This window comes from Arthrobacter sp. SD1074B, from assembly GCF_056780195.1.
In genome coordinates this window covers 2,450,859-2,476,838 of record NZ_JBRAZT010000001.1, presented here as the reverse complement: position 1 = coordinate 2,476,838, position 25,980 = coordinate 2,450,859, and the positions used below count along the sequence as shown (strand labels likewise).

The window sequence follows — 25,980 nt, the reverse complement described above, 5'->3', positions numbered from 1 at the left end:
ACTGCTCGAAGCGATCCGGCGGGACCTGTCAGCGGTGTCGCTGCCCCTCGCGCTGCCCGGCGCCGATACCGCCCGGCTGGACATCCGCCAGGCCCTCGCCCAGTTGGAGGACTACATCCTGCCCCGCTACCGGAGCCTGGACGCGCCGCTGCTCGCCGTCGTCGGCGGTTCCACCGGAGCCGGCAAGTCCACCCTGGTCAACGGCCTCGTCGGGCACCCGGTGACCCGTGCCGGCGCGATCCGCCCCACCACCCGCCAGCCCATCCTGCTGCACCACCCGGCCGACGCCGAATGGTTCGAGGACCAGCGGGTGCTGCCGAGCTTGAGCCGGATCCGCGGCACCGTCGTCGCATCGCCCCTGCCCGCGCACCAGGCCGGCCCCACCCCGGACGCCGCCGCGATCACCTCGCTTGTGCTCGCGGCAGACCCGGCCGTCCCGCAGGGCATCGCGCTGCTGGATGCGCCCGACGTCGACTCCGTCTCCGATGACAACCGCAGGCTCGCGGGCCAGCTCCTCGCCGCCGCCGACCTGTGGGTGTTCGTCACCACCGCCAACCGGTACGCCGACGCCGTGCCCTGGCGCCTGCTACTGGACGCCGCCGGACGCGACATCCTGGTGGCCGTGGTGCTGGACCGCGTGCCGCCGGCCGCCGAGGAGGAAGTCAGTGCCGACCTGCAGGCCATGCTCAGCCGCGAGGGCCTGGGTTCCGCCCGGCTCTTCGTCGTCCCCGAGGTGGGGCTGGACGCGATGGGGATGCTGCCCGCCGACACCGTAGCGCCACTCCGCGACTGGCTGCAGGAACTCGCCGCCGACGCCGCCGGCCGTGCCGCGATCGCCCGCCGCACGCTCAACGGCACGGTCAAAGCGCTGGGCGGCCGGGTCGACGCCGTTGCCGCCGCCGTCGCCGCCCAGGACCGCGCCGCCGGGCGGCTGGCCGGGGACGCCCGCGGCGCCTACGCGGACGCCGTCGGACGGATCCTCGACGCCACCCGCGACGGCGCCCTGTTGCGCGGTGAAGTCCTGGCCCGCTGGCAGGACTTCGTCGGGACCGGGGAGTTCTTCCGCGTCATGGAGGCGAACATTGGTCGGCTGCGGGACCGGATGGGCGCCTTCTTCCGGGGCGAACCCGCCCCGGCCGTGCGGGTGGAAACCGCCATCGAGACCGGCCTGCAGGCGGTCATCCTCGACGAGGCCGCCAATGCCGCCGAAGACGCCGACCAGCGCTGGCGCTCCGACCCGGCGGGCCGGCAGTTGCTTGGCACCGACGACCTGTCCGGCACCAGCGAAGGCTTCGCCGACGCGGTGGCCGCCGAGATCCGCGCCTGGCAGGGCAGCCTGATGGAACTGATCCGGACCGAGGGCCAGGACAAGCGCAGCCAGGCCCGCTGGCTCTCCTTCGGCATCAATGGACTCGGCGCGGCGCTGATGATCGTGGTCTTCTCCATGACCGCCGGCCTGACCGGCCTTGAGATCGGCGTCGCCGGCGGCACCGCCGTCGTGGGCCAGCGCGTGCTGGAAGCCGTCTTTGGTGAGGATGCCGTGCGCCGGCTGGCCAAGACCGCGCGCGAGGACCTGCAGGCCCGGTGCCAGCGGCTGCTTGAGGCGGAACAGCAGCGTTTCCTGGTCCGGCTGGACGTGCCTGACGGGGTCCCACCGGACGTCCTCGCCGGGCGGGCCGCGGCGCTCGGCCGGCTGGGGGCCTCCGTATGACCCGCCACGCGGCCGCCAAATCGGCCTCGCAACTGCACCGCCGGCTGGAAGCGCTCAACCAGGCCCGCGAACTGGCCGCGGGTGCCCTGCCGGACGAGACCCTGGACGAGGTGCTCGAGGTCCTGGACCGGGCGAGTTCCCGGCGTTCGCTCTCCGCCGACCACACGGTGGTGGGCTTCTTCGGCGCGACCGGGAGCGGGAAATCATCACTCTTCAACGCCGTCAGCGGCGAGGAAATCGCCACCGCGGCCGCCCGGCGGCCCACCACGTCCGAACCGCTCGCCGGTGTCTGGGGCGCCGAAGGCAGCGACGGGCTGCTCGACTGGCTGGAAGTCCGCAACCGGCACCACACCGCCGCGGTTCCCGGATTTGCCGACGACACCACCGGGCTGATCTTGCTGGACCTGCCGGACTTCGACTCCACCCGTGCGGAGAACCGCGAGATCGTGCAGCGCATGGTGGGCCTCGTCGACGTGCTGGTCTGGGTGCTGGATCCACAAAAGTACGCCGACGCCGCGGTGCACCATGACTTCCTCGCTCCGCTCTCCTCGCACGCAGCCGTCACGCTGGTGGTGCTCAACCAGGTGGACCGGCTGCCGGAGCACGAGATCCGTCCCGTGCTGGAGTCACTGAAGGGCATCCTGGCGCGGGACGGGCTGGGCAAAGTCCAGGTGCTGGGCGCCTCGGCCGTCGTCGGTACCGGCGTGGACAAGGTCCGGGCGGCCATCCGCCAGGTCGCCATGCAGCGGCTGGCGCTCTCGCAGCGGCTCGCCGCGGATGTCGACCGGGCCGCTGCACGGCTGGCCGAGGCATCGGGCACGGGCGAGGCTGCCGGCGTCAAGGGCGGAACCCGGGACCGGCTGGCCGGCGAGCTGGCCGTGGCCGCGAATGTCACGCTGGTGGTGGACGCTGTGGCGCGCTCCTACCGGCAGGAGGCCACACGCCGGACCGGCTGGCCGGTGACGCGCTGGCTGGTCCGCTTCCGGCCTGACCCGCTGCGGCGGCTGAACCTGCGCCGGACCGAGGCGCGGCCGGAGTTGAACCGGACCTCGCTGCCACCCGCGGGGGCACCGGAACGGGCCCGCACCGACGCCGCCGTCCGGGAGTTTGCCGACGCCGCCTCCGATGGCGCCCCGGGCCCCTGGCGGGCGGTCATCCGCGGCGCCGCCCGCGAGGGCCGGGAACAGCTGCCCGACGCGCTGGACCAGGCCATCGCCGGCACCGACCTCAAGGCCGGGCGCAGCTCGTGGTGGTGGACCGCTTTCAACGTCGTCCAGTGGCTTGGCCTGCTCATGGCCCTGGGCGGTCTGGGGTGGCTGGGGGTGCTGGCCGCGCTGGGGTACTTCCAGTTGCCCGTCCCGGAGGTTCCCCGGGTGGAGGGCTGGCCGATGCCCACCGTCATGGTGGCCGGGGGAGTGCTGCTGGGTATCGTGTTGGCCCTGGCGGCCAAGTTCATTGCGGGCGCCGCGGCGCGGTCCCGCGCCCGGGCTGCCCGGAGGCGCCTCGAAGCCGCCGTCGCCGCCGTTGCGGAGGAACTGGTGGTGGATCGGGTGGAACTGGAGATCAGCCGGCTCAAGTCCTTCACCACCGCCCTTAGGGCCGCCGCAGGCTGACGGTCCGCAGAGGCCTGTGCCTAGTCGGCGGCCATCTTTTCCGCTGCGTCGCGGACCTTGACCAGGGTTCGCAGGTTCCTGGTGGTGGTGCTGGCTTTGTACTTGGCCTTGGCGGTGAGCTTGCTGAAAGGGCTGTCCAGAGTGCCGCCGGTGGGAGCCAGCCAGGCCACTGCTTCGGGTCCCAGCCGGGTCAGCTCCACGCCCTCAAGGCCACGGCCGGCGTCGTACAGCTCGGCGAGTACCCCGGCGTCCGAAGACAGCGTGACGTAGCTGTGCGTGGCCGTGTCATCCGCGGGGTAGGGGCAGGCCTCGACGAGGGCGGCAACCCGGCCCGCGTCCAGCACTACTACCCAGGCGTCGTAGCCAAAGGTTTCCCGCAGGCAGGCTTCGAACTCGGCCTTCACGCGGGCGGGCGGGAGTTCGCTGGCCAGCACAACGTTGCCGCTGGCCAGGAGCGTCTTCACAGCGGAGAACGGGCGTGACTTCAGTGCCTCTTTGAGTTCGGCCATCTTGATGTTGATCCCGCCCACGTTGACGCCGCGCAGGAAGACCGCATAGCTGTTCATGCGCACAGCCTAACGCCGTTCTGCGGGCACGCTGCTGTCCCGGCGCGGTACGTTCAGTGTCGGTTTTCGCAGCGCCTCGGTTAGGACGCGGGCGGCGTGGTGCGGTGGCCCTCGGATTGATGGACATATAGACGCCTATGCGCCCGCTCGAATGCTTTGCACGACTGGGTGCAGTCTGCCATGATCCTTCGGATGGGCCCCGGATTGTCGGCATGGTATCCTTCTGACCGGTATTGCCCTGGTGATCGAAGCCCATAGCAAGGACCAATTGAGGCAAGAGCACTGACCACCAAGAAGCAAACATTGCGGAATGGATTTTGATGGAAAAGCAATTCATTTCGGGCCACTACGGGGATCTTAGCTACATCAGCGTCCGCGATGCCCGGGTTCTCCCAGGCGCCGTTTCAAGCTCTAACGGCTCTGTTCGGGGAGGAATTGCACCGATACTTGATGCGCCTGATTTCATTTATCAGTTGCGCCAGGTTAACGATAAAGTTGTGAGCCTGTCTCGTTTTCGACACGGAGACCCCACCGGGTTCGGAAAGAAGGGCCAAGAACCTGAATATTTTCCCGGGACATACCTTTACCTAGGACCGCTGCATAAACATTTTGGCCACTTTGTGACCGAATCGTTGACGCGTATTTGGTTGGCGCTACTCGAGCGTGGGCGAGGTCAGGAAGTCGTGGTTCTTCCTGAAGTGGACTCTGTCGAGGAACGTGAGGGTTTCCAGTTTGAGAACCTCCTGCCGTGGCAAAAAGACATATTTATGTATTTCGGCATAGAAAATTTGCATTTTGTCCGAACATTGTCCGTTTTTGAGAACCTCGTGGTTCCTCAGCAGGGTGGAATTCTATTTTCCAACTTTCATTCGGAGACATACCTGGATATTCTTAGCAGTCACAATCAAAAGAGCCTGCAGGAAAGCGGTGTTCGCTCGAAAATTTTCTATCGCAGGCCACGGGGCTTGCCTTATGGGAAAGTCGCGGGAGAAGATTACTTAGCCGATTTTCTGAAAGTCTTTGATTACAAGTCTGTCTATCCCGAACTAGTCAGTGGATCCGACCAAATAAGCATTGCTCGTAGTGCATCCAAAGTTGTCTCAACGCAAGGTTCCGCCCTACACTCATTCAATCTTCTAGGACGATCCGACGTAGAAGTTTTCGTGATCAAGCGCACGACGGGCGGAAGCCTCGTGGATTTCGTAAATACAGTGAGACCCTACGTCAAGTCGGTGACGATTCATGAACCAGCAGCCAAACTTCCCGGAGCGCACTCGGCGTCTGCGCTCGAATTGATCGATGTTGAAATCTTCTTGCGACAACTAAACGAATTCGATCCAAACATTGATCCCGCTGGTTTTGATTACGAAGCCTACTCGAAGTCTGTTCTGACCGATGTGCAAGCTTTTACGCACTACGCACCGTAAACCCTTCGCTACACGCCACTACCGGATCGGCCGGGAATCCTACTTGTATTCTGAACTCCAGTCGGGGAAACGTGGTCACGTGATGCTGCTCTTCGCTGATGAGCGTGGTTAGAAGGTTTCTTGGCGGTTGGTGGGGAGATGGAGTTCGTGTCGTTCAAGACGAATGAGCCCGTGGTCCTGTAGGGATGAGTGCGTCTAAGCGTCAACCTGAAACAGGGCACAGAGCCCTTGAATGATTACCGGGTTCGTAGCCGACGCCGCCAAGCCCTCTTCTGATTGCCCGAGTACAGCGTCATGGGTGCCAGCCGTGGCCAGCCGCCAGCGAATTATAGCGGCTCATCAATTTTAGCGTGGTGTCCTTCAAATTGAAGGTGCTCGTAGCCCTGCGAGCGTGCGTGTTGTCGAGACATCTATTGCTGAGGACTGCGAGCCTTGTTACGGATTACGCAGACGGGTGATGCCGCGTCGATTTTGTTCAATTTGGTGGGCGATGTTGTCCTCTCCGCGGTGTGTTCCGGTGCCGGCCAGACGGTTCTTGTAGAGCCGGTCGAACGGAAGGTGCCTCCCCGGACTGCGGGGTACTGGCGTCCCGTGTCTGTCCATGCCCGTCCGGTCCGTCGTGTTCGGGACGCGCAGTGCGCCGGGGAGCCGTTGGAACTCAGGGTCCGGAAGCGGCGGCTGGCGTGTCTGGAACCCCAGTGTGCGCGCCGGTCCTTCATGCAGACCACGGATGAGATTCCGCTGCGTTCGAGGCTGACCAGCAGGCTGGTGGCCGGCATTGTCGTGTCTACGGAGCTCCAGGCCGTCTCCCGGGGGCAGCTGTCTCGGGTGTGTCGTGGACTACCGCCATGCGTGTCATGGAGGACACGGCCGTCCTGGACGGCGGCATGGACCGTCGTGTGGTCCCCCGGATGGGCGTAGACGAGCATCGCTTCCGGCGGATTCGCTACCTGAAAATGATGCCGGCAAATTGACGCTGGTCGAGCCCGGGTCGATCGTTTTCACGGACTTGGACACCGGGGCGATCCTGGACATAGTGGAAGGCCGCCGCAGTCAGGTAGTGCGTGGTTGGATCGGCGCCCGGCCGCGCTGGTGGCGTAACAGGTGGCGATGGACATGTCCTGCGAGTTCCGCAAGGCCATCCGCAGGGTCCGGCCGGAGAGGGTGTCAGATTGTTTGTGTAGGAGAGCTGTAGTCGCCGATTGATTGGAGAATCATTGTGGCTATGACTAAGCCTCGTGAAGAGTTGGCCGAAGAGCTTGCCCGCACGGCTGCGGCTGCCGGCAGCATGGACGCGTTGAAGGCCTCCGGCGCGTTCGATGAGCTGATGGCGCAGATCGATGCCGGGCAACTGGAGCTTGACGGCAAGGACGGTTTCATCCAGCAGCTGGTCAAGGCCTCGCTGGAACGCGGGCTGCAGGCCGAGCTGTCCGGGCATCTGGGCTATGACAAGGGCGACCCAATCGGCCGTTTCCCACCCAACTCGCGCAACGGGTCGTATCCGAAAACGCTGGGAACCTCCGCCGGGGACGTGGATCTGGCCGTGCCGCGGGACCGTGAGGGGTCGTTCACCCCGCATCTGGTGCCCAAGGGCGCCCGCCGCACCGGTGGCCTGGATGAGATGATTATCAGTCTCTACGCCGGAGGGATGACGGTCCGGGACATCGCCCACCATCTGGAGTCCACGCTCGGCAACGAACTGTCGCACGAGACGATTTCGAAGATCACCGACGAGGTCCTTGAGGAGGTCCTCGAGTGGCAGAAACGACCGCTGGAGCCGCTGTATCCGATCCTCTATCTGGACGCGATCATCATCAAAGTCCGCGACGGACACCAGGTCCGGAACCGGGCCGCGCACATCGCCGTGGGTGTGGACATGGAGGGCATCAAGCACGTCCTGGGCATCTGGGTCGAGGCTGCCGAGGGCGCGAAGTTCTGGCCGGGGTCTGCGCCGAGCTCGCCAACCGCGGTGTGAAGGACGTGCTGATTGTCTGCTGCGACGGGCTCACCGGCTTCCCCGAGGCCATCGCCGCGACCTGGCCGGCAGCGACCGTTCAGACCTGCGTCGTGCACCTGATCCGCGCCTCGATGCGCTTCATCGGCTACCAGGACCGCAAGAGGGTCGCCTCCGCCCTGCGGCCCGTTTACACCGCCCCGACGGCCGACGCCGCGCAGGACGCCCTCGATGCCTTCGAGGCCTCCGATCTGGGACGGAAGTATCCCGCAACGGTCCGGACCTGGCCCAACGGGTGGGAGAAATTCATCCCGTTCCTGGCCTTCCCGCCGCCGGTGCGGCGCATCATCTACACCACCAACGCGATCGAGTCGCTGAACTACCAGCTGCGCAAGATCATCAAGAACCGCGGGCACTTCCCCAACGATGCGCCCGCGGTAAAGCTGCTCTGGCTGGCCATCTGCAACATCGAAGACAAACGCGCCAGCGAACGGGCCAAACTCGACGGCAGAGCCCGGGAGAACCGGTCCAAGACCGTCAACAAACTCATCGAAGGAACCACCACGCAAGGATGGAGCGAAGCCCTCGGCGTCCTCGTCCTGAACTACCCCGACCGAGTCGGACCCTACCTAAACCGATGAGACTCCACCTCACTTACACAAACAACTTGACAGGCTCCGGCCGGAGGCAGCCATCACCGTGGACCAATGGCACGTGGTGGCTCGCGTATGACCTCCACGGCAGGCGGGGCAAGACCACGGATCCGGCCTGGAAGTACCGGAAGCTGCTGACCTGCGGCAACGAAAAACATGTCCTTCGCCCAGCGCGGACGGGTGGAGAAAAATATGCTGACCTTCAACTTGGTGTCGTCTGGGGTGTCAAGGAACACGTCCGCCAGCTACCGAATGCCGATCACGTCGACGGCTCCCACCGCGCCTGGGCCGAGCTCGAAAATGCCGTGAAGGCGGCCAGAATGCGCCAGGCGACGTCAGTGTTCCTGACCCAGAAAATGGGGCGCAAAGAGCTGCCCACATTCCGCCGGACCAGGGTCACAAACGCGCGCAGCGAAGCGGCGAACTTCAGCGCCAAGAACCTCAAACGTGCCGCCCGCGGGTACCGGAATCATGAGCATTACGGGCTTCGGCTATTGTTGCACACGGCAGCCTAACAAGCATGCTGAATACCTGCCGCCACGCTAAAAGTTGAAGAGCCGTTATAGCCGATGCCGTCCAGTCGACGGCCTCTGCGTCATCGGCTCACTGACTGGACGCGGTCTTCGGACCGAAGCCGCGACTAGAAGCTGCTTACTTGGTTTGTGGAAGTGAGCGAGCGGCTCATGGCGCCGCCCCGCGCGGAGTCGTTCGCCGGCGTGGAATTCCGAAAAGAGGATCTCAAGGCTCCTCGGAGGCGGTCGTCGGACGGCCGCAGCCGGAACAAACCACCACCCTTGACTGAGCCTATCGTTGCGGCGCTCGACACTGCCGCCGGCATCTAAAATCCGCCTATTACCGTGTCATCTTCGCGACCCTTCTAAACGATGGCAAACGCTAGATCATTGTCGAAACGGATCAGCCGCCGGGCCGCCCGACGAGCGGTGTTGTCGCGACGCGGCGGAAGGAACGGCGATTTCCACGGATGCGGTGCATTCCCGTCGGTGGCGACCTCGGGGTGTTCTTGGTACAAGTACCGCTGGTACTGCGTGGAACCCATGTGCTCGCAGCCCTCGATACTCAAATCCACGGCCTTTGGCCCGTATGGTGCCCGGTCCACCGGCCGTCTCCGCGCACATGTCGTTGCTGAGGTCAGAACCTAGGCCGCAGATGCTGGGCATCGATGCATACCGGGCTCCGGTCCGTGTGATTCTTTCGCGAGGCGGCGTCGGGCACGTGTATCCGGAATGAGGCATGGATGACAACCCTCGTTTATCTGGACATCGGCAAGGTGCTTGGCCTGGTCGACGGCCGGGAAGACCTGGGCTTCGGCGCCCACCTGCTGGCGTGGCCGCTGAGAGTGCAGGTCCGTGACCATCGACTTATCGGCTGCGTTCCATTAAGCGTTGAGGAAGTTGCCGCACCGTACCGCTGTCGCGGTTGATCAATTCCATCTCGTCTCCGTCGGCAGCCAGGCAATGACCGATGCCCGTCGGAACCGCCCCCAGCAGGTCAAGGGACCCCGGGGTCGCGGCGTCAACAAGGTTAGGATGCTACTCCTTCGGGCCGGCGACACGTTCTCGAACAAGGCAGCACACCAGCTGGAGGAGGAGATCTTTGCCGCCGTTAACGCGACCAGCGAGCTTCAGAAATTGTGGAAGGGCCAAAGAGCAGCTCGGGGTTCTGCAGCACACCGACTCCCTGGCCGACGCGGTGACCGCGAAGAGGACCTCGGGGTGTTCGCGGAAGCCGCCAGCTTGACGGGACCAACTAGCTGTACCGCACCGTCTGCCGGAGGCGGAACGACATCGAGGTCCTCATTGTCACCGGCGGAACCACCGGCAAGGGAGGAGGCAAACAACACCGCACATCAAGCGCACCGTCCCGGCTACCGGAACGCAGGGAGCAAGTCGACTGTCCTCAAGACCTGTGCACCCGGACGGCGGCATGATACTCATCCTGGCGTCACTTTCCACGAACCGTGAAGATCCAATAACACCGATACCAAGCACATGAAAAGCACCGCCCCGATACCGAAACATGGGGAGATACAAAGTGTATCTCCCCATGAGAAGTCCTATCCGGGTTGCAGTATGACCATCCGGGAGTCCGCTTCCCCACGAGCCGGGGGACTACCACTATTAGGGTCGTACTAAAGCTCTTCGGATTAAATGGAAAAAAGAGCCTCCCTGCTTTCCGAAGATCATGAGTCACTCGCTGAGCAGGTCGGGTCGTAAATTCCATTGTGAGTCGTCATTTGCCGAACTAACCCGCTGGAGGCCGTTGCCATCTGCTAGGTATGGGTATGCAAACTCAAGGAATGAGACCCTCATCTTTCGTAGTCACGTCAGTATCAGTTTGAGCCACGCTTGCTCCAGAGTGCGAATATCGTACCGACTAGAGAACTCATAAGCAAACCTTTGTTCTTCGGCGAACTTTTCATCCGACAGCTCATTCGTGCGGCGTATGAAATTAACAGCCTCCCGATCAGTCCTTACCGACCATCGATCACCGAAAATCTCATTAACCCCCGTTCTTTCCCATAGCAGTGGTATCGAACCGGCGGCCATTCCTTCGAGGGGGGCTAGATGGAACGATTCGCGCGTACTCGGTGCTAACAGCCACCCCACCCTGCGCAGCCAGTTGCCCATGTCCGGTCCAAAGCCTTCAAATGAAACATGACGTCGTAAATACTTATCTTCAGAGATTCGCCAATAGAAATCCATATACGCATCTCGTTGGGCTGGTTTCTTCCACTCGTAGGGATAGTTCCATGGCATCCTGCCCCGGACTCGCAAGACGTAGCGGTCATCGAACTCAAGTAGGGCTTCCAGAACATTTAGAGCGCGATCGGGCCGCTTCCGAATGGGAACTATTCCAGTGATGCCTAAGCTATACTTCGAATCCGATAACTTCGGTCGGGCTAAATCGTCGCAGTCAATGGAGTTATTAATGACTATGCATTTCTCCTTCGGCCAGTCGAGCTGTTGTATTGCCTCCAGGCGCGTATAGTCTGATACGAAAACCATAGAGTCGACGGTGCTCATATCTATGGAAGTAATCCACGGGGCTGTTAGTTCGAACATATGCAGGCGTACGATCAGCTTCTGACGAAGACGCTTTTCACTGGCATACCAGATAGCATTCGGCCCCGCCCACTCACAGATAATAACATCCGCCCACTCGGCAAGTTCTCGGCTAGCAGCGATATTGTGATCACGGAGGCTCGTCCATTTATCAATGCGCAGTTCAACGTCAGAACGATTATTTAGCGAAGAAATAAGCTCACCACAAAACTTTAAGTCGTGGCCAGCCAAGACGACACGTTTGATTTCGCGGCCTTTGGCCACGGTCACATAGTCAGGCTCCGCGCGGCAAAAGTGCCGTTCCAACCGCTCAGCACTGGCCGAAATAGCGTATTCTTCGACAGCTTTGGCGACGCTTTCTCTGGCCTTAAACACAAGCGACGCGTCACTCTTGATTCTGAGAAGAGTTTCTTCTATATCGTGGTCAACAAACAGCGGATAATTTTCTCCCAAGAGAGACTCGTGGGCCCGTGTCCTATTTAAAACCGGGGCGACACCTGCAGCACAGTATTCCAGCAGTTTAGTCGACAGCTCGTGACTCGAGTCGAGGTGAACTGAGCGCCAGCATAGACCAATCTCATGCTTACTTATCTCTTCAATGGCTTCGGCCCTTTGCATGCCACCCAGCCAGGAAACGCCTTGCCTGGGATGCTCAAGGGAGTCGCGCATCTGCGATGCCCACGATCGGTCGACTGGATCATCCTGGAATTTGTCGCCGATCATAGTCAGTTCGGCGTCGAAACCAAGGCTTGCAAGTTGATCGGGAAGACTTGTCATTTCCAGGGTCATCCAGTCGCGGGCGAACTTCCCTGAGTAAACCATCTTGAGACATTTACCAGGTACTGCAGTTCGTAGGTCTTGACGCGGCACGGCAATTGAGTCCGGAATCATAGGGGTCAATAGGATAGTCTTGCCCGCCGCAGCGTCTACTCTGTTTTCCAGGAACGAGCGAGCGTCCTCTGTCTGTGTGAACACTCGTTTTGCCTGCTCTGCGATGCGCCTTAACTCGTCCACCTTCGAGGAATTCATCGCCCGCAAGTCATTTGGTATCTCTGTGATGTATGGCCAGAATCGACCCTTAAAACGACCACCGGCGGCAATAAAAGTGCAAACTCGAACGCCTCTGGTGATGACAACATCAAAATTGTATTCCCGGTCTAACCCGGCAATGCGCTGAGCCGCGACTCGAGGAACTAGTTGCTCTTGACCCGCTTTCTCTGGGTGATCGAAGGCGGGGATGATAGTGACCGCTGGCAAGCTCTCAAGGACTGAGTAGAGCTTGTTATTTGTGACTTTTGCCTTCAGAAGGACATAAACATCAGACTGAGTTTTAGCCAAGGCCTCAGCCATTGACGTCAGCCAGACCGCCGAGCCGTCAATAATATTGAGATTTACATCGCCGTAAAGTAAGACTCTACGGCGACAGTCTGCATCCATTCTCGTCATTTTAGTGTTGGCCTCCATTCGCGAATTTGTATAAGAGCCGAAAAAGTCGGGAGGGTGTGGCGCTCTCAACATCGTCGAGTGCCGGCATGCCAGTTCCGAATACTAGGGTGGCTCGCTGCGTCAGCGAGCGAGAATTGCAGTCCTTGGCAATAGAAGAGTCCAATACGTAGCACGGAATTTGGTGCGCGCCAGCATACTCGGTCATGGCTACGACTTGCGCCATCAGGTTGGTGGCAGTCGTGGACTCGGTTCCAAACCACGGACCTGTATGGAACTGGCTGCGTTCGATTACGATTACATCCGGCGAAGATCGGGCCAATGTTTCTTTGACACAGCCAGGATTTAGGAAGAGGAAGTCGAAACTTAGACCAGTAAGTTCGTCTTCCAACTCGGCCGAAACGATACCGGCTACTAATATCTGCGAAGAGCGTCGGCTAACTGAACCCGCCAGGATGAGTCGGAAGAGCATTTCTTCCGATTCTTCGTTCACTACATTGAGGGCTGCAGCCCGACCCGAAGCAACGTCAGAGGATGGCGCGACTGAGGTGGGAGAACTGTTACTGTCATATATAGTGGATTTTTCAAGCATGAGTGACTCCCGAATATCACTCAATTTCCCAGCCAATGGGACTAATTTCCGATTTTGTTCAGCCATGATAACCATTTCTGCGTCGTCGATTCAGTAAGATGTTGTCGCTCGCGAGGCTAAGCTAAATACCATTTTAGAGCTGCGTGCAAGGAGGGTATCGTTCGCGCGGAAAACCTAGTGAGTTGTTTTGCTGCAGTCAGTTTCGCTAGGTAGGCAAGATCAAGCACTTCCTCGAGGCCCGCTTCATTAGAGCCTAAGAGGTCCCGCAGTTCGGGAAGTACCGCATGTGCCTCGGCCACGAACTTAGGAGTAGACCCGATGTGTCTCGCTTCTTGGGTTTCCGATAGGGTTGGTGGAGCAATCAAGTGACTTTCGAAATTCTCAGGCCGTTGCCACTGATAACTATCGACGAGCCCCTTTGCTTTAACAAAGGGTTTGGCGCTCGGTCGGTTGCGGACCGATCCGTACGCGGGGGAGTATGGATCTGGATCAAATTTGTAGCTAGCGAGATGGGTGTCGATAGTTCTAAGCATATCCAACTGAATGCCATTTCCATTGACCCACTCGTCTGGAGAGTTGAGGGCTAGATAGTAGGCATTCGGTGAATACTGAGGGTCTATTTGGGGCATGAAGCTCGACCATAGCCGTTGCTCAAGGCCCCATCGGTATCTTGCAGACAGCATAAATTCAAATTTAGTTAGGCTCTGAGAGAAATCAAAACCACTCTCAGCAGACAAGCTCAGGCTGTCAGTCAGGGCCGCCGTGAGTTCCTCTCTATACGCGGATGCGAAAATCGACCCGGTCGAATCGGTCGCGAGCAGGAACTTTCCCCACAGTCGATATGCCAGTTCTGCTGGCGTCTTTATTTCGGAATCAGCCGCAGTGGTCAGTGGTTTACGGATGGTTTCGGGAAACCAGCTCTCGACAAAGAGACTATTGCTGGGGCCGTAACCCCCATGTGGGCCGTTCGGGGTCATTCCCCCGCTGAACTCTAACGGCAAGAGCCGCGTTTCGCTGTGTGTGTGCGCTTGTCTGCGTTGGATGCGCCCTGAGTCTTTGGTCTGTGTTAAAGATAGGGTTGAAAGTAGTCTTTGCGCCGTGGATTCCGTCTCTACCGCGCCATTAGTCTTAATACGATACGTATAGTTGTGGCGATCTGCTGGAGGAATGGCTGCCAGACTCAGCCTGGCCGCCAAGCCGGCGTCGAAGCCAACTATGGTCTTTCCGCTGTGAGCGCTAATGGCGGCACCATTACGCACCACGTCTGCGGCTGCCATCTGAAGTGCGTGCTCGTAGGTCTTTCTGGACCCGGGTGCCGCGCCGGCCACCTCGTAGGTCATAAGTTTGTAGCCTGTCGGCCGGAAGGCAACGTACGTGTGAGCGGGCAAGACGGTGACATCGTGGTAGCTCGTTGAGAAGAGACCGCCAGCATTTATGACCGCGTTAGCTACCAAGTATCGAAGGGATTTTTTTAGGAATACACCTTTGGTTGACAGGAAATCAGCTAGTGCTGCCATGTCAGTTGAGAAGACAGCCTGCTTCGCATCTTCGTATTTATAAACTAGCCCTGCCCCGAGAGGGTCCGGCAAAAGAAAAAGACATTCTTCTCTAGCGTCGTAAACATAGATTGTTGCTGCCCCTGCAAGAGTCTCGGCGGTCTCACATGCGGGAATGTGGCTGCGACTATTCAATATTTCATCTATATGGTCAGTAGATGAAAATAGGGTACCTTCTAAGATCCCTACGCCGTGATGACCGAGCGTCGAATATCTTTCCCCGCTCTGGTTCGAGGAGGGGTTGAAGGTTTCATTGCCCCATGTGAAAGTCAGGTGTTCGGTATTAGCTCGTGATTTCTTGGAATAATAGACGATCGGCGCTTCGTGCACGAATGCCTCCCTAGTGCGTTGTGTCAGTCGGCCGCTACATCGGCGATGCCCGTTCTTTGATCCTACCGGCGGCGTCGGATGCTCCTCGACCGGCGGATTGTCGGAATGGGGCTGGGTGCGCATGCGGCTGTCGCCGCGGTAGCTTGTGCGCTTGACGTGCACAACCCAGAACGGCTTCCTTAGGTATCTGCGACATTCTGGTAAGTTCAGTTGGTTTTGCGCAGCGCCTCGGTCAGGACGCGGGCGGCGTTGCAGACCACCTCGGCGTGCAGCCGGCCGGGCTGGCGGGTGAGGCGCTCGATCGGGCCGGAAATGGAGACTGCGGCGATCACCCGGCCGGACGGCCCGCGGACGGGCGCCGAAACGGAGGCCACCCCCGGCTCGCGCTCGCCCAGGCTCTGGGCCCAGCCCCGGCGTCGTACTCCGGCCAGGACGGTGGGCGTGAAGCGGGCGGCCTGGAGGCCTTCCAGCAGGCGGTCGTGGTCTTCCCAGGCGAGCAGCACCTGGGCGGCGGAGCCGGCCTTCATGGACAACTGGGTGCCGACCGGGATGGTGTCGCGGAGGCCGATGGGCCGCTCGGCGGAGGCGACGCAGACGCGCCAGTCGCCCTGGCGGCGGAAGATCTGGGCGCTTTCGCCGGTGGCGTCGCGCAGCTGCATGAGCACCGGGCCGGCGGAGGCGATGAGCCGGTCCTCACCCGCGGCGGAGGCCAGCTCCACCAGGCGGCTGCCCAGCACGAAGCGGCCCTGGATATCGCGGCTCACCAGGCGGTGGTGGACCAGCGCGAGCGCGAGGCGGTGCACCGTGGGACGGGCCAGCCCGGTGGCGGCGACGAGCTGCGCCAGGGTGGTGGGGCCGGCCTCGAGTGCGTCGAGCACATGGGCCGCTTTATCGATGACGCCGACGCCGCTAGAATTGTCCATGTAATGATATTGCCGTCTCAATATCTGAGATGCAAGTTATTGCGCTGGCGCATTTAGCGGCAGTGCTGGTTCAGTGGAGAACATCAACGCGCCGGTCCCGGACCAGGCGCGGACACACGCAGCGAAAACAGCAGTGAAGGGAGCAGGCCGTGGCAAAGACATTGGCCGAGAAAGTCTGGGACGCACATGTGGTGCGCAAGGGGGACGGCGAAGGCGCCAACGCCCAGCCCGACCTCCTCTTCATTGACCTCCACCTGGTGCACGAGGTGACGTCGCCGCAGGCTTTCGAGGGCCTGCGCCTCGCCGGCCGCAAGCTGCGCCGGCCGGACCTCACCATCGCCACCGAGGACCACAACACTCCCACGCTGGCCATCGACAAGCCAATTGCGGACCTCACCAGCCGGACCCAGATCCAGACCCTGCGCAACAACTGCAAGGAATTCGGCGTCCGCCTGCACTCCCTCGGCGACGCCGAACAGGGCATTGTGCACGTGGTCGGACCCCAGCTGGGCCTGACCCAGCCGGGCATGACCGTGGTCTGCGGCGATTCGCACACGTCCACGCACGGCGCTTTCGGTGCGCTGGCCATGGGCATCGGCACCTCCGAAGTGGAGCATGTCATGGCCACCCAGACGCTCTCGCTGAAGCCCTTCAAGACCATGGCCATCAACGTCGAAGGCACGCTGCGCCCCGGAGTGTCCGCCAAGGACATCATCCTCGCCGTGATCGCCAAGATCGGCACCGGCGGCGGCCAGGGCTACGTGCTGGAGTACCGCGGCTCGGCCATCCGCGCGCTGTCCATGGAAGCGCGGATGACGATCTGCAACATGTCCATCGAAGCTGGCGCCCGCGCCGGACTGGTCGCACCGGACCAGACCACCTACGACTACATGCACGGCCGCCCGCACGCCCCCCAGGGCGCGGATTGGGACGCCGCCGTCGAGTACTGGAACACGCTGCGCACCGACGACGACGCGACCTTCGACGCCTCGGTGGACCTGGACGCCGACATCCTGGAACCTTTCGTGACGTGGGGGACGAACCCGGGCCAGGGCGTGTCCCTGTCCGCCAAGGTTCCCTCCCCGGCGGATTTCGGCGACGAGAACGCCAAGGCAGCCGCCGAACGCGCGCTGCAGTACATGGGCCTTGAGGCCGGCACGCCGATGAAGGACATCCGGGTCGACACCGTCTTCCTGGGCTCCTGCACCAACTCCCGGATGGAGGACCTCCGGGCCGCGGCCGACATCATCCGCGGCCGCACCAAGGACCCCAACATCCGGATGCTGGTGGTGCCGGGCTCTGCCCGCGTCCGGCTCGAGGCCGAGGCCGAAGGCCTGGACAAGGTCTTCACCGATTTCGGCGCCGAGTGGCGCTTTGCCGGCTGCTCGATGTGCCTGGGCATGAACCCGGACCAGCTGGAAGTGGGGGAGCGTTGCGCCTCGACGTCCAACCGCAACTTCGAGGGACGCCAGGGCAAGGGCGGCCGCACCCACCTCGTCTCGCCCGTCGTGGCGGCGGCGACGGCGGTGCGCGGCACCCTGAGTTCGCCGTCCGACCTGGAGCCCGCGGCCGTGTCCGCCGGCAGCCGCGCCGGCGTCGCGTAGCGCCTACCCACCTGCACCGGTCCACCTGCACCGATCCACACAGCCCACGAAGGATCCGCCATGGAAAAGTTCACCACCCACACCGGAATAGGTGTCCCGCTGCGCCAGAGCAACGTCGACACCGACCAGATCATCCCCGCCGTCTACCTCAAGCGGATCACGCGGACGGGGTTCGAGGACGCGCTCTTCTCGGCCTGGCGCAAGGATCCGTCCTTCATCTTGAACCAGGAGCCGTTCAGCGCCGGCTCCGTGCTGGTCGCCGGGCCGGACTTCGGAACCGGGTCCTCACGCGAGCACGCCGTCTGGGCGCTGAAGGACTACGGCTTCAAGGCCGTGCTGTCCTCCCGTTTCGCGGACATCTTCAGGGGCAACTCGGGCAAGCAGGGCCTGCTGGCGGCCGAACTGGCCCAGGACGACATCGAGCTGATCTGGAAGGTGCTGGAAAACGCCCCCGGCACCGAGGTCAAAGTTGACCTGGTTTCCAAGACTGTCGAGTGCGGCAACGTGGTGGCGCCGTTCGAGATTGACGACTACACCCGCTGGCGCCTGCTGGAGGGCCTGGATGACATTGGCCTGACCCTGCAGCACGAGGAAGACATCACCGCGTACGAGGCCACCCGGCCCGCGTTCATGCCCACGACGCTGCCCGCGAAGCTGTCCTAGGGCGGGACTTCAAAAAGCCTTGAGGAGCTTGCCGGAACAGGCGACGCCCATCGGGGCCAAAAGAAGCCCGACCTTTTAACAAGACTATTTAGGAATGGGATAGGTTTAGACGTCCTGTCCCGAAAGTGAATTGAGAATATCGTGCCGTCAGCCCCGGTTGTGTTTCATTCAACGGTGCGCCGGGCCATTACGGGGATGTACGAAGTTTTCCCGAACACCTACCTGGTCGGCCCTAAAGCCGGTTACTCGTCTTCCGGCCGTATTGTGGTGGGGGCGCACGGTACCGGGGTGCTGCGCGGAAAACTGATCACCAACACGCGGCTGGCCGCCGATGTCGTCGAGCGGAATCCCAGGATCCCCCTCAACACGCTGGGCCAGGACCTCAGGGGGTCGCTCACGTTGTATGTACTGGAGCCCGCAGCACGGCGGCTCAGCGTTCTGCCAGACCCGTTGGGCGGCGGCTTGGTCTTTGTTTGGAAAGGCGACGAGGGACATGCTGTTTCCTCGGATCTGGCTGCTTTGGTGTCCTTTTTGGAACTCATCGGGGCCAAGCCCAAGAAATCCTTGGAATATGTGGCAGCATACGTGGCTACGGGAAGTGGCGGGCTGGTCGAGTCCAGCTACGAAAACGTATTCGCCCTTCCACAGTTCTCCTACGTCGAATTTTCACCGACCGGAGTTTCTGTTCAGGAATATCCCCGGAAAGTAGAATTCTTCGCGTCCACCCTGTCATACGATGACTCCCTTGAGGTCGCGCGGACAGAGATCGAAGAAAATATCGCCGCAGTCGGCGCGTCGGAACATCCGCGCAAGATTGCCCACTTGACCGGAGGCGTGGATTCTCGAGTAGTTCTGGCCGCCATTCTGGCTGGCGGTCGACAGTCCGACTTCGCTTTCTATTGCTCCGGTGGACCAACCGAACCGGACAAGATTGTCGCCGAAAGCCTCGCAGCCGAGTTTAGACTGACGATGACAAATCACAATGGGCTGGAAATACGGACTGCTCCAGGCACCTTGGAAGACCAGCTCCTTTGGCCATTTCAGCTCACCTCGGGGATTATCTCCGGCGTAGTGCACCCGGGAAACGCGCCGACCGGGACCGCCATCGCGAGCGGAGGATACGGCGAGCTGTTCCGCTCGTTCTATGGCAAGGGTGACCCTCATCTGGGCACCACGCGCGACGCCGCAGAGCGAATGTTCGGCCGTCTCGCCTTCGGCGTTGACGCCCGCCGTCGACTGACCTCGGAAAAGTTCCTGCTAAGGGCCCAGCGCCATCTGGCTGGCGTAATGGAATCAGCCGCGGCCAGTGGTGTACGACCGGATGCCCGCTTGGACTTCGTGTATATGAACCGGCGCAACCGTTACTACGTCGGCGAGATCTCACGGTCGGTTTCAGACGTCGCTGCGCGGTTTGATCCCCTCTACTCTCTGGCCGGAGCATCGCTCGGCCTGCGCGTTGACGGAAGAACGCGGCATGCCAACGTCATCGGCATGGACCTCATTGAACGCATGTCGCCAGGCCTGTCTCTGTTGCCCTTCGACACAGATAGGTTCGCCGGTGCCTACAGCGATCTTCGCGGTGCACCCGGCGTAAGGCCGTTCAAAATCTCCGGCCGCCCGGTCTATGACAATGCGCAAAAGATTCAGCCGGACAACGCCAGCAGCGTGAGCGGTGTTCGCCCCAGCCCGGCGGATATAGAACGGGCAGTTGCGCTGCGCATGAGCCCCCGCCTTGTGGCCCAGTTCCCGTCTATTCGGGATGGGCTCAAGGAGATCATCACTGGTCTGCCGAGCGGGGAGTTCGATTCGGTCTTCAACCGGCGTGCTGTGTCCTTGCTGATCGACCGCGATCCCTCGCACCGCGCCTACTACCGGACGGCCCGAGACCTGTACGCCGCCCTGCTGTGGTACGTGCGAGGGTAGTCAGCTACAGTCGGCTTCCTGGACGGATCGGGAGAGCAGGCAGACCGGGTCCGGGGCGTGGTTGTTCGCTCCAGCCGGGGGTTTCTTTGGTGTGGTTGCAGGCCTCGCAGAGACCGGCGCCGTTGCTGAGACGGGTGGGTCCGCCGTTGTGCCAGGGGACGATGTGGTCCAGGTGGCGGATGGGCGCATCGCAGTACGGCGTCCGGCAGGTATCGTCCCGCGCCTCGATGAACCGGCGGTGTCCGGCCGGGAAGAGCCGGGCGCGGGAGTCCATGGCCACGAGCTCGCCGGTGCCGGGTGCGGTGTAGAGGCGGCGCAGCCAGGTAACGAAGGCCTGCTCGCCCGGTCCGGACACCGGGCCGGTGCCGGAAGCGTTGCTGTCGCGCCCGCCGCCGGTGTCCGGGGCTGCGCCACCGACGTCTTTGAGTAAACGTCTGGCCCACCCGGCGGGGACGGTGCCGTAGCCGGGGAGCCGGGCGGGTTCGCTGTCGGCCTGGAAGAGGGTGCGGTCGGTCATGACGAGCTGGATCTCGATCCCCGCGATCCCGCCGGTCTTTCCGGTGGTGCGTTCGACCAGTGCGTCGGCCATCAGCTGGCCCCGGGTCCGGGTATCCCCGGCGGCGCGGGCAGCGTCGGCATGCTGCGTCAGTGCCGCGTGGGCGGCGACGCCCTGGCTGACCGGCAACAGCGCGGTGAGGTAGCACATGGTGTCCGGGGCCGGGCGGAGGCTGACGTGGCGTTCGGTTTCGGCGTGGGCGGCGCGGTCGGTGACGGAGCGCGGGTCGCGCCGGTAGGCGGCGGTGCGGGCCGCGGCGATGATGGCGCGGTCCCCGGCGCCATCGAACGTTCCGGCGTCGGGGGCGACTTCCTCGTCGACGGCGGCCCGGTCGGCAGCGGAGAGGCAGGCGGTTTCGCGGACCAGGAGGGTGGCGCGCCATTCGTTGAGCCGGCCGGTTTCCAAGGCGGCGAGGGTGTGCGGCATTTCGGTGACGAGTGCTTTGGCGAGGCCCAGGAGCCGTCCGCCCTTGGCCGGGGACTCGGACCGGGCGAGGGCAAGCTGCGCAGCAACCCCGGCACCGAGCCGGTCCGCCGGAACGCCCGCAAGGGATTGTTCGCGGCGCTGGGACAGGTCGAACGCGACGGCGTCCCGGGCCTGGCGGGCGGCCAGGGCAGACTTCAGATCCTCCAGTTCGCGTGTTTCGTCGATGAGGGCCGCGGCGCTGGCCGGGGCCGGGATCCCGGCCAGGATCCGCGCAAGGTCCGCGACCGTCACGCCTGCCGTCAGAGCCACGTCGGGCCCTCGCTTGCCGTCCATGGAACCAGTCAATCAGTCACCTGTGACAATTAAGGCGGCCCAGCCGGAACACCAGAAGGGTTACGGAGATGCTCGACCGGCCTGACGGGCGCGCTCCGTTGGGGACCGGACCCGGCGGACCGGGTTCAGCGTTGTGGGCCGCGGCCGGCGTACCGGCTTCTAACTAATAGGCCTCGGCGGCCGAGCCAGCGGCCAGTGCAACGGACGTATCATCGGGCATACGGCGGAGCGCTCGACGCCGTGGAAGCGACCGTCCCGGGCAAGTGACCAACCAGGAGCTAAAAGGAGCAGTTATGAAACTCATGACCGTGGTGTGGACGGCGGCGGCGACAGCCGCGACGGCGGCGGCCGGTGGAGTGGCGACGGACCCCGACGGTGCCTGGTACCGGCGGCTGCGGAAACCTGATTGGCAGCCGCCTGCCCTGGCCTTTCCGGTGGTCTGGACGGCGCTGTACGCGGACCTCGCGGTGAGTTCCGCCGTCGCCCTGGACAGCAGCGACGGGGCAGATGCCGCTGGCAGCAAAACGAGGCAGCAGGAAGTAAGCGCTTACCGCTCCGCTTTGGCGGCCAATCTGGTGCTCAATGCGTCGTGGAGCTGGCTTTTCTGGCGCGCCCGCCGGCCATGGTTGGCTGCGGCGGAGTGCGCTGTACTAACGGCGAGCAGCGCCGACCTGGTGCGGCGGACGTACAAACTGAACCGTGGGGCCGGAGTGGCACTTGCCCCTTATGCGGCGTGGTGCGGTTTCGCGACCGCGTTGTCCACGGCGGTGGCGCGGCTGAATCCGGGAATGACGGCGAACTAATCGGCGGACTGAGCGACGGCGCCGGCCGCGGCCAAGTGCCCCGCGGCCAAGTGCCGCTCGGCCCGGTGCCTGTCGGGCCCGCCTACGCCGAGGATCCCTCCGGGCGGGCGTCCGTGGCTCCGGGACCGATTGATTCCTGGATAACCCAGCGGTTGCCGTCCGGATCGGCGAAATGGGCGAACTGCACTCCGCCCATGTCCTGGACCTCGCTGATGTCGGCGCCCCGGCCCAGGAGCCCGGCGCGGGCCGTATCCATATCGGGCACCACCAGCTGCAGGCCCTCAAGGCTGCCAGGGGCCATGCTGGTCATCCCGGTACCGATGACGATCGAGGCAGCCGAACCCGGCGGCGTCAGTTGCACTACCCTCATCCCGGGGATGTACTCAACATCGTGGTCCAGGACAAAGCCCAGCTTGTCCATATAGAACGACTTAGACCGGTCGACGTCGGACACCGGCACTTGCACGACTTCTAGACGCATCTCCATGCGGCCCACAGTACCGCGGCCATGCGAAGGGCCCAGCTCAAATAGCCGTGGGCCGGAGCCTCGGCCCGTGGTGGGGGAGCCCGGCGTGGTTCGGGCGGGCCGCGCGGTCGCGGTGGCCCAGGGGGCCGCGTGCCGCTTCGCGGATGATGTTCTGGGTGACCTGCAAGGCGAACTTCCGGGACCGGGCCGGGACGGCGCCATCGATCTGCGCCTGCAACCAGCCCATGGTGCCCATGTTCAAGACCCCGGCCCCGGAGGGGGCAAGGTAGAAGGTCGAATCCGACCAACCCCGGGAGTCGTGCTTGCCGGAAGCCGGGGAGTGGGCAAAGATGCGGAGCTTCTTGGCGTAGGTGAAGGCGCGGTGCACTGCCCGGGGATAGACACGGTCGGTTTCGCCGGCGGTGAGCCCGGGATATCTGGCCCCGCGGACGGCGCCCGTGCCGTCGAAGGCGAAAAACCTTGGGTCCGTCACTGTGAACGTCCCCTTGACCCCCAGGTCGCCGTACACCGAGCCGGTCAGCGTTGATTCCGGATTGGCCGCCGGAGCCTGGCGCCACTGCGTGGTCACGGCCTCGGGGTGCCGGCGGCGGAACGGGTCCAGTCGGGCCTTGCGGTAGCAGACCAGGACACGGTTTGTCCCGGTGAAGGAGGACTCCAAACGGGTACGCCAATACACGTTGTTGGCTCCGAAGAAGACGATGTTGGTGCCCTTGTCCCGTGCACCTTCTACGGTCCGGCGCAGTGCCGGGGACCAGTACTCTGAGTGGCCTGCGAAAATCACGGCCGCGGCGCCGTGGACCAGCCCGGGGTTCCGGCTGATCCGTGCCTCGGTGGTGTACGCGAGCTTGAGTCCGGGGTCATCGATGGCCTCCGCCGCGCGGACCAGCGGGGCGTTACGAAGCTCCACTTCGTCGAAGTTCCGGTAGGGCCGGTCGAAGGAGACCTTGTAGGACCGGGTGGCCGCCGAATGGTTCGGCCCGGTGTAGAGCGAATAGCCGCCCCACTTGTTGTACGCCTGCATCGTGCAGTCGTTGAAGACCAGTACGGCCTTGCCCACCACCGAGGCCGACTCAACGATCAGTGGGATCCGGTGGGTCCGCCCGGAACCGCCGGCCAGGACCAGGTAGTACAACCCGTCGGGCCACCCCGTCGTGTCGACCCTCGTGGTCACACGCCAGGGACAGGACACCATCCGGGTTTTGCTCCCGACGGCGAAGCGCCGCTGCCGCTGGACCCGCACCGGACCGGACGTCCAGACCAGTCGCTGGCCCTCCCCGTTGTAGTCCCCGATCCGGTAGGCCTGGATCCGGATGCTGCCCAGGCTGGAGTTGATGTAGACATTCACCTTGCGCTGCTGCGGGGTGGAGGCGTGCTGGCCCAGGAAGCCTTCCAGCTCCGGGGTGGTCCACCGCCTGGATGCGACGTCGCTCCCCGTGGCGCCAGGACGCTTCGCCGACACCTGCACCATTCTCTGTTTGGTAGCCCCGGCAACCGGCGACGACGTGCCCTGCGCCTTCCGCGCCGCCGCGGCCTGCGGCAATGTGATCGGCGGGCGGAACCCTCCGGCGGCGGCCTCCGATGCCGCCTCAGCGGCGGCCCACGAAAGTGCCGCGATCGCGGCGCCGAGCACGGCTCTGCGTCCAGGAGCGGAGTCATTCGCGCCCATTGCCGCCTCGATTCCCACCCGCCGATGTGGTTTCGGTGGGCGGCACTAGCTGCCGTGGAGAGTCGCATGCACGACCTCTCCCAAGGTTAGGGGCGCCGGCTGATTCCAACAGGCGTGGAGAATACGCGCATCATCCGGGCGGAACGCGCCGGGACGCCCGAAAACTACTTGAGTACTTATGTGCGAAACGGTCGCGCAACAGTCCGGAACTCAGGGACCTGAACGTACGCCTCAGGCCGGCCCGGAGCGCGCCGTATTTCAGATCGGTAACGCTAGCTCCTATGCTTAGCTGGAGCCTTTGTAAGGATTTGGGGGCGAGTAGTCGTGAGGAAACTGGTAAATGAGTAGTGTTCTGACAATCCGCGGAGGCGTCCCGCTGACCGGCCGCGTCGTCGTGCGGGGGGCCAAGAATCTTGTCCCCAAGGCGATGGTCGCAGCCCTGCTGGGCAATGAGCCGTCCGTGCTCCGCAACGTCCCTGAGATCAAGGATGTTGAGGTTGTCACCAGCCTGCTCCAGCTCCACGGCGTCACGGTGGACAAGGACCCGGTCACCGGGGACCTCACTCTGGACCCGACCAACGCCAAGACGGCCTCGCACACCGCCATCGACGCGCACGCCGGCGACTCCCGCATCCCCATCCTGCTCTGCGGGCCCCTGATCCACGCCATCGGCGAGGCCTTCATCCCGGACTTGGGCGGCTGCAAGATCGGCGACCGCCCCATCGACTACCACCTCAACGTCCTGCGCCAGTTCGGCGCAGTCGTGGAGAAGCGTCCGGGCGGCATCCACATCTCCGCGCCCAACGGCCTCAAGGGTGCCAAGATCGCCCTGCCCTACCCGTCAGTCGGGGCCACCGAACAGGTCCTGCTGAGCGCCACCCGCGCCGAGGGCATCACGGAGCTCTCCGGCGCGGCCACCGAACCGGAAATTGTCGACCTCATCGCCGTGCTGCAGAAGATGGGCGCGATCATCAGCGTCCAGACCGACCGCACCATCAGGATCGAGGGTGTGCAGGACCTGGGCGGCTACAACCACCGGGCCCTGTCCGACCGCAACGAATCCGCGTCCTGGGCCTCCGCCGCACTGGTGACCCGCGGCGACATCTTCGTCGAAGGCGCCACGCAGCGGGACATGATGACGTTCCTGAACACCTACCGCAAGGTGGGCGGCGGCATGGACATCGGCGAGGACGGCATCCGCTTCTACCACCCGGGCGGAAAGCTCAACCCGCTGGTGCTGGAAACCGACGTGCACCCGGGCTTCATGACCGATTGGCAGCAGCCGCTGGTCGTGGCACTGACCCAGGCCGAGGGCGTCTCGATCGTGCATGAGACCGTGTATGAAAACCGCTTCGGGTTCACGGACGCCCTGATCCGGATGGGCGCCAACATCCAGGTCCACCGTGAATGCCTCGGCAGCGTCCCGTGCCGTTTTGGCCAGCGGAACTTCCTGCACTCCGCCGTCATCTCCGGACCCACGCAGCTCAACGGCGCCGATATCGACGTTCCCGACCTGCGCGGCGGCTTCAGCCACCTCATCGCGGCGCTCGCCGCCACCGGCACCTCCCGCGTTACCGGCATTGACATCATCAACCGCGGCTACGAGCGCTTCACCGAGAAGCTCGCCGGCCTGGGCGCCGATTTCGACATCACCTCGACCCGGTAGCG

General features: G+C 63.2%; 19 protein-coding genes and 1 pseudogene. 13 read left to right on the top strand and 7 right to left on the bottom strand.

All coding sequences use genetic code 11. The annotated features are described in order from the left end of the window. Nucleotide 1 precedes the first annotated feature (1 nt). Both ACUYM2_RS11360 and ACUYM2_RS11355 read left to right on the top strand, forming a co-directional pair. Nucleotides 2-1,711 carry a dynamin family protein gene (locus ACUYM2_RS11360; protein WP_481601474.1) on the top strand — a complete coding sequence of 570 codons (1,710 nt, stop codon included), beginning with the start codon at nucleotides 2-4 and terminating at the stop codon, nucleotides 1,709-1,711. After that, a complete protein-coding gene (locus ACUYM2_RS11355) occupies nucleotides 1,708-3,324 on the top strand; it encodes a GTPase (protein WP_481600152.1) in 1,617 nt (538 codons plus the stop codon). Before ACUYM2_RS11360 ends, ACUYM2_RS11355 begins: the two co-directional genes overlap by 4 nt. A gap of 20 nt (nucleotides 3,325-3,344) precedes the next feature. Here the strand turns inward: ACUYM2_RS11355 and ACUYM2_RS11350 are convergent, their stop codons facing one another. Continuing rightward, entirely contained in the window at nucleotides 3,345-3,890 is a 546-nt protein-coding gene (locus ACUYM2_RS11350) for a DUF1697 domain-containing protein (protein WP_481600151.1), read from the bottom strand. 320 nt (nucleotides 3,891-4,210) lie between these two features. On the opposite strand from ACUYM2_RS11350, the gene ACUYM2_RS11345 reads away from it, so the two are divergent. From ACUYM2_RS11345 to ACUYM2_RS11320, 6 genes and pseudogenes are all read left to right on the top strand, one after another. Further along, on the top strand, nucleotides 4,211-5,317 hold the full coding sequence (locus ACUYM2_RS11345) for a glycosyltransferase 61 family protein (protein WP_481600150.1): 1,107 nt from the start codon (nucleotides 4,211-4,213) through the stop codon (nucleotides 5,315-5,317). Nucleotides 5,318-6,165: 848 nt separating this feature from the next. Then, nucleotides 6,166-6,291 carry a hypothetical protein gene (locus tag ACUYM2_RS11340; protein ID WP_481600149.1) on the top strand — a complete coding sequence of 42 codons (126 nt, stop codon included), beginning with the start codon at nucleotides 6,166-6,168 and terminating at the stop codon, nucleotides 6,289-6,291. A 314-nt stretch (nucleotides 6,292-6,605) separates the two neighbouring features. Then, nucleotides 6,606-7,912 (top strand): annotated as a pseudogene (locus ACUYM2_RS11335) (IS256 family transposase). 26 nt (nucleotides 7,913-7,938) lie between these two features. After that, complete coding sequence (locus ACUYM2_RS11330) at nucleotides 7,939-8,439, top strand: transposase (RefSeq protein WP_481600148.1); 501 nt, start codon at nucleotides 7,939-7,941, stop codon at nucleotides 8,437-8,439. A gap of 740 nt (nucleotides 8,440-9,179) precedes the next feature. Continuing rightward, nucleotides 9,180-9,365: a hypothetical protein gene (locus tag ACUYM2_RS11325; protein ID WP_481600147.1), complete on the top strand. Its 186-nt coding sequence runs from the start codon at nucleotides 9,180-9,182 to the stop codon at nucleotides 9,363-9,365. 34 nt (nucleotides 9,366-9,399) lie between these two features. Further along, entirely contained in the window at nucleotides 9,400-9,906 is a 507-nt protein-coding gene (locus tag ACUYM2_RS11320) for a hypothetical protein (RefSeq protein ID WP_481600146.1), read from the top strand. Between the two features lie 357 nt (nucleotides 9,907-10,263). On the opposite strand, the gene ACUYM2_RS11315 is transcribed toward ACUYM2_RS11320, so the two are convergent. From ACUYM2_RS11315 to ACUYM2_RS11305, 3 genes are all read right to left on the bottom strand, one after another. After that, entirely contained in the window at nucleotides 10,264-12,471 is a 2,208-nt protein-coding gene (locus tag ACUYM2_RS11315) for a glycosyltransferase family protein (RefSeq protein WP_481600145.1), read from the bottom strand. Nucleotides 12,472-13,158: 687 nt separating this feature from the next. Then, on the bottom strand, nucleotides 13,159-14,928 hold the full coding sequence (locus tag ACUYM2_RS11310; protein WP_481600144.1) for a hypothetical protein: 1,770 nt from the start codon (nucleotides 14,926-14,928) through the stop codon (nucleotides 13,159-13,161). A 206-nt stretch (nucleotides 14,929-15,134) separates the two neighbouring features. Next, complete coding sequence (locus ACUYM2_RS11305; protein ID WP_481600143.1) at nucleotides 15,135-15,851, bottom strand: IclR family transcriptional regulator; 717 nt, start codon at nucleotides 15,849-15,851, stop codon at nucleotides 15,135-15,137. 149 nt (nucleotides 15,852-16,000) lie between these two features. Between ACUYM2_RS11305 and leuC the strand changes: the two genes are divergently transcribed. The 3 genes from leuC (at nucleotide 16,001) to ACUYM2_RS11290 (ending at nucleotide 20,041) form a co-directional block, all read left to right on the top strand. Further along, complete coding sequence (gene leuC, locus ACUYM2_RS11300) at nucleotides 16,001-17,455, top strand: 3-isopropylmalate dehydratase large subunit (protein WP_481600142.1); 1,455 nt, start codon at nucleotides 16,001-16,003, stop codon at nucleotides 17,453-17,455. A 60-nt stretch (nucleotides 17,456-17,515) separates the two neighbouring features. After that, nucleotides 17,516-18,118, top strand: coding sequence for a 3-isopropylmalate dehydratase small subunit (leuD, locus tag ACUYM2_RS11295; RefSeq protein ID WP_481600141.1), 603 nt, complete (start codon nucleotides 17,516-17,518; stop codon nucleotides 18,116-18,118). A gap of 195 nt (nucleotides 18,119-18,313) precedes the next feature. Continuing rightward, nucleotides 18,314-20,041, top strand: coding sequence for a hypothetical protein (locus ACUYM2_RS11290; RefSeq protein WP_481600140.1), 1,728 nt, complete (start codon nucleotides 18,314-18,316; stop codon nucleotides 20,039-20,041). Between the two features lie 4 nt (nucleotides 20,042-20,045). Here the strand turns inward: ACUYM2_RS11290 and ACUYM2_RS11285 are convergent, their stop codons facing one another. Continuing rightward, nucleotides 20,046-21,356 (bottom strand): HNH endonuclease, encoded by a 1,311-nt coding sequence (locus tag ACUYM2_RS11285; protein WP_481600139.1) that lies wholly within the window; start codon nucleotides 21,354-21,356, stop codon nucleotides 20,046-20,048. A 293-nt stretch (nucleotides 21,357-21,649) separates the two neighbouring features. Between ACUYM2_RS11285 and ACUYM2_RS11280 the strand changes: the two genes are divergently transcribed. Further along, entirely contained in the window at nucleotides 21,650-22,159 is a 510-nt protein-coding gene (locus ACUYM2_RS11280; RefSeq protein WP_481600138.1) for a TspO/MBR family protein, read from the top strand. A gap of 82 nt (nucleotides 22,160-22,241) precedes the next feature. Here ACUYM2_RS11280 and ACUYM2_RS11275 read toward each other — a convergent pair whose 3' ends face one another. Both ACUYM2_RS11275 and ACUYM2_RS11270 read right to left on the bottom strand, forming a co-directional pair. Further along, a complete protein-coding gene (locus ACUYM2_RS11275; protein WP_481600137.1) occupies nucleotides 22,242-22,646 on the bottom strand; it encodes a VOC family protein in 405 nt (134 codons plus the stop codon). Between the two features lie 37 nt (nucleotides 22,647-22,683). Beyond that, nucleotides 22,684-24,312: a N,N-dimethylformamidase beta subunit family domain-containing protein gene (locus ACUYM2_RS11270; RefSeq protein ID WP_481600136.1), complete on the bottom strand. Its 1,629-nt coding sequence runs from the start codon at nucleotides 24,310-24,312 to the stop codon at nucleotides 22,684-22,686. Between the two features lie 340 nt (nucleotides 24,313-24,652). On the opposite strand from ACUYM2_RS11270, the gene murA reads away from it, so the two are divergent. Continuing rightward, nucleotides 24,653-25,978, top strand: a complete 1,326-nt coding sequence (gene murA, locus ACUYM2_RS11265) for a UDP-N-acetylglucosamine 1-carboxyvinyltransferase (RefSeq protein ID WP_481600135.1) — start codon at nucleotides 24,653-24,655, stop codon at nucleotides 25,976-25,978. The last annotated feature ends 2 nt before the right edge of the window (nucleotides 25,979-25,980 follow it).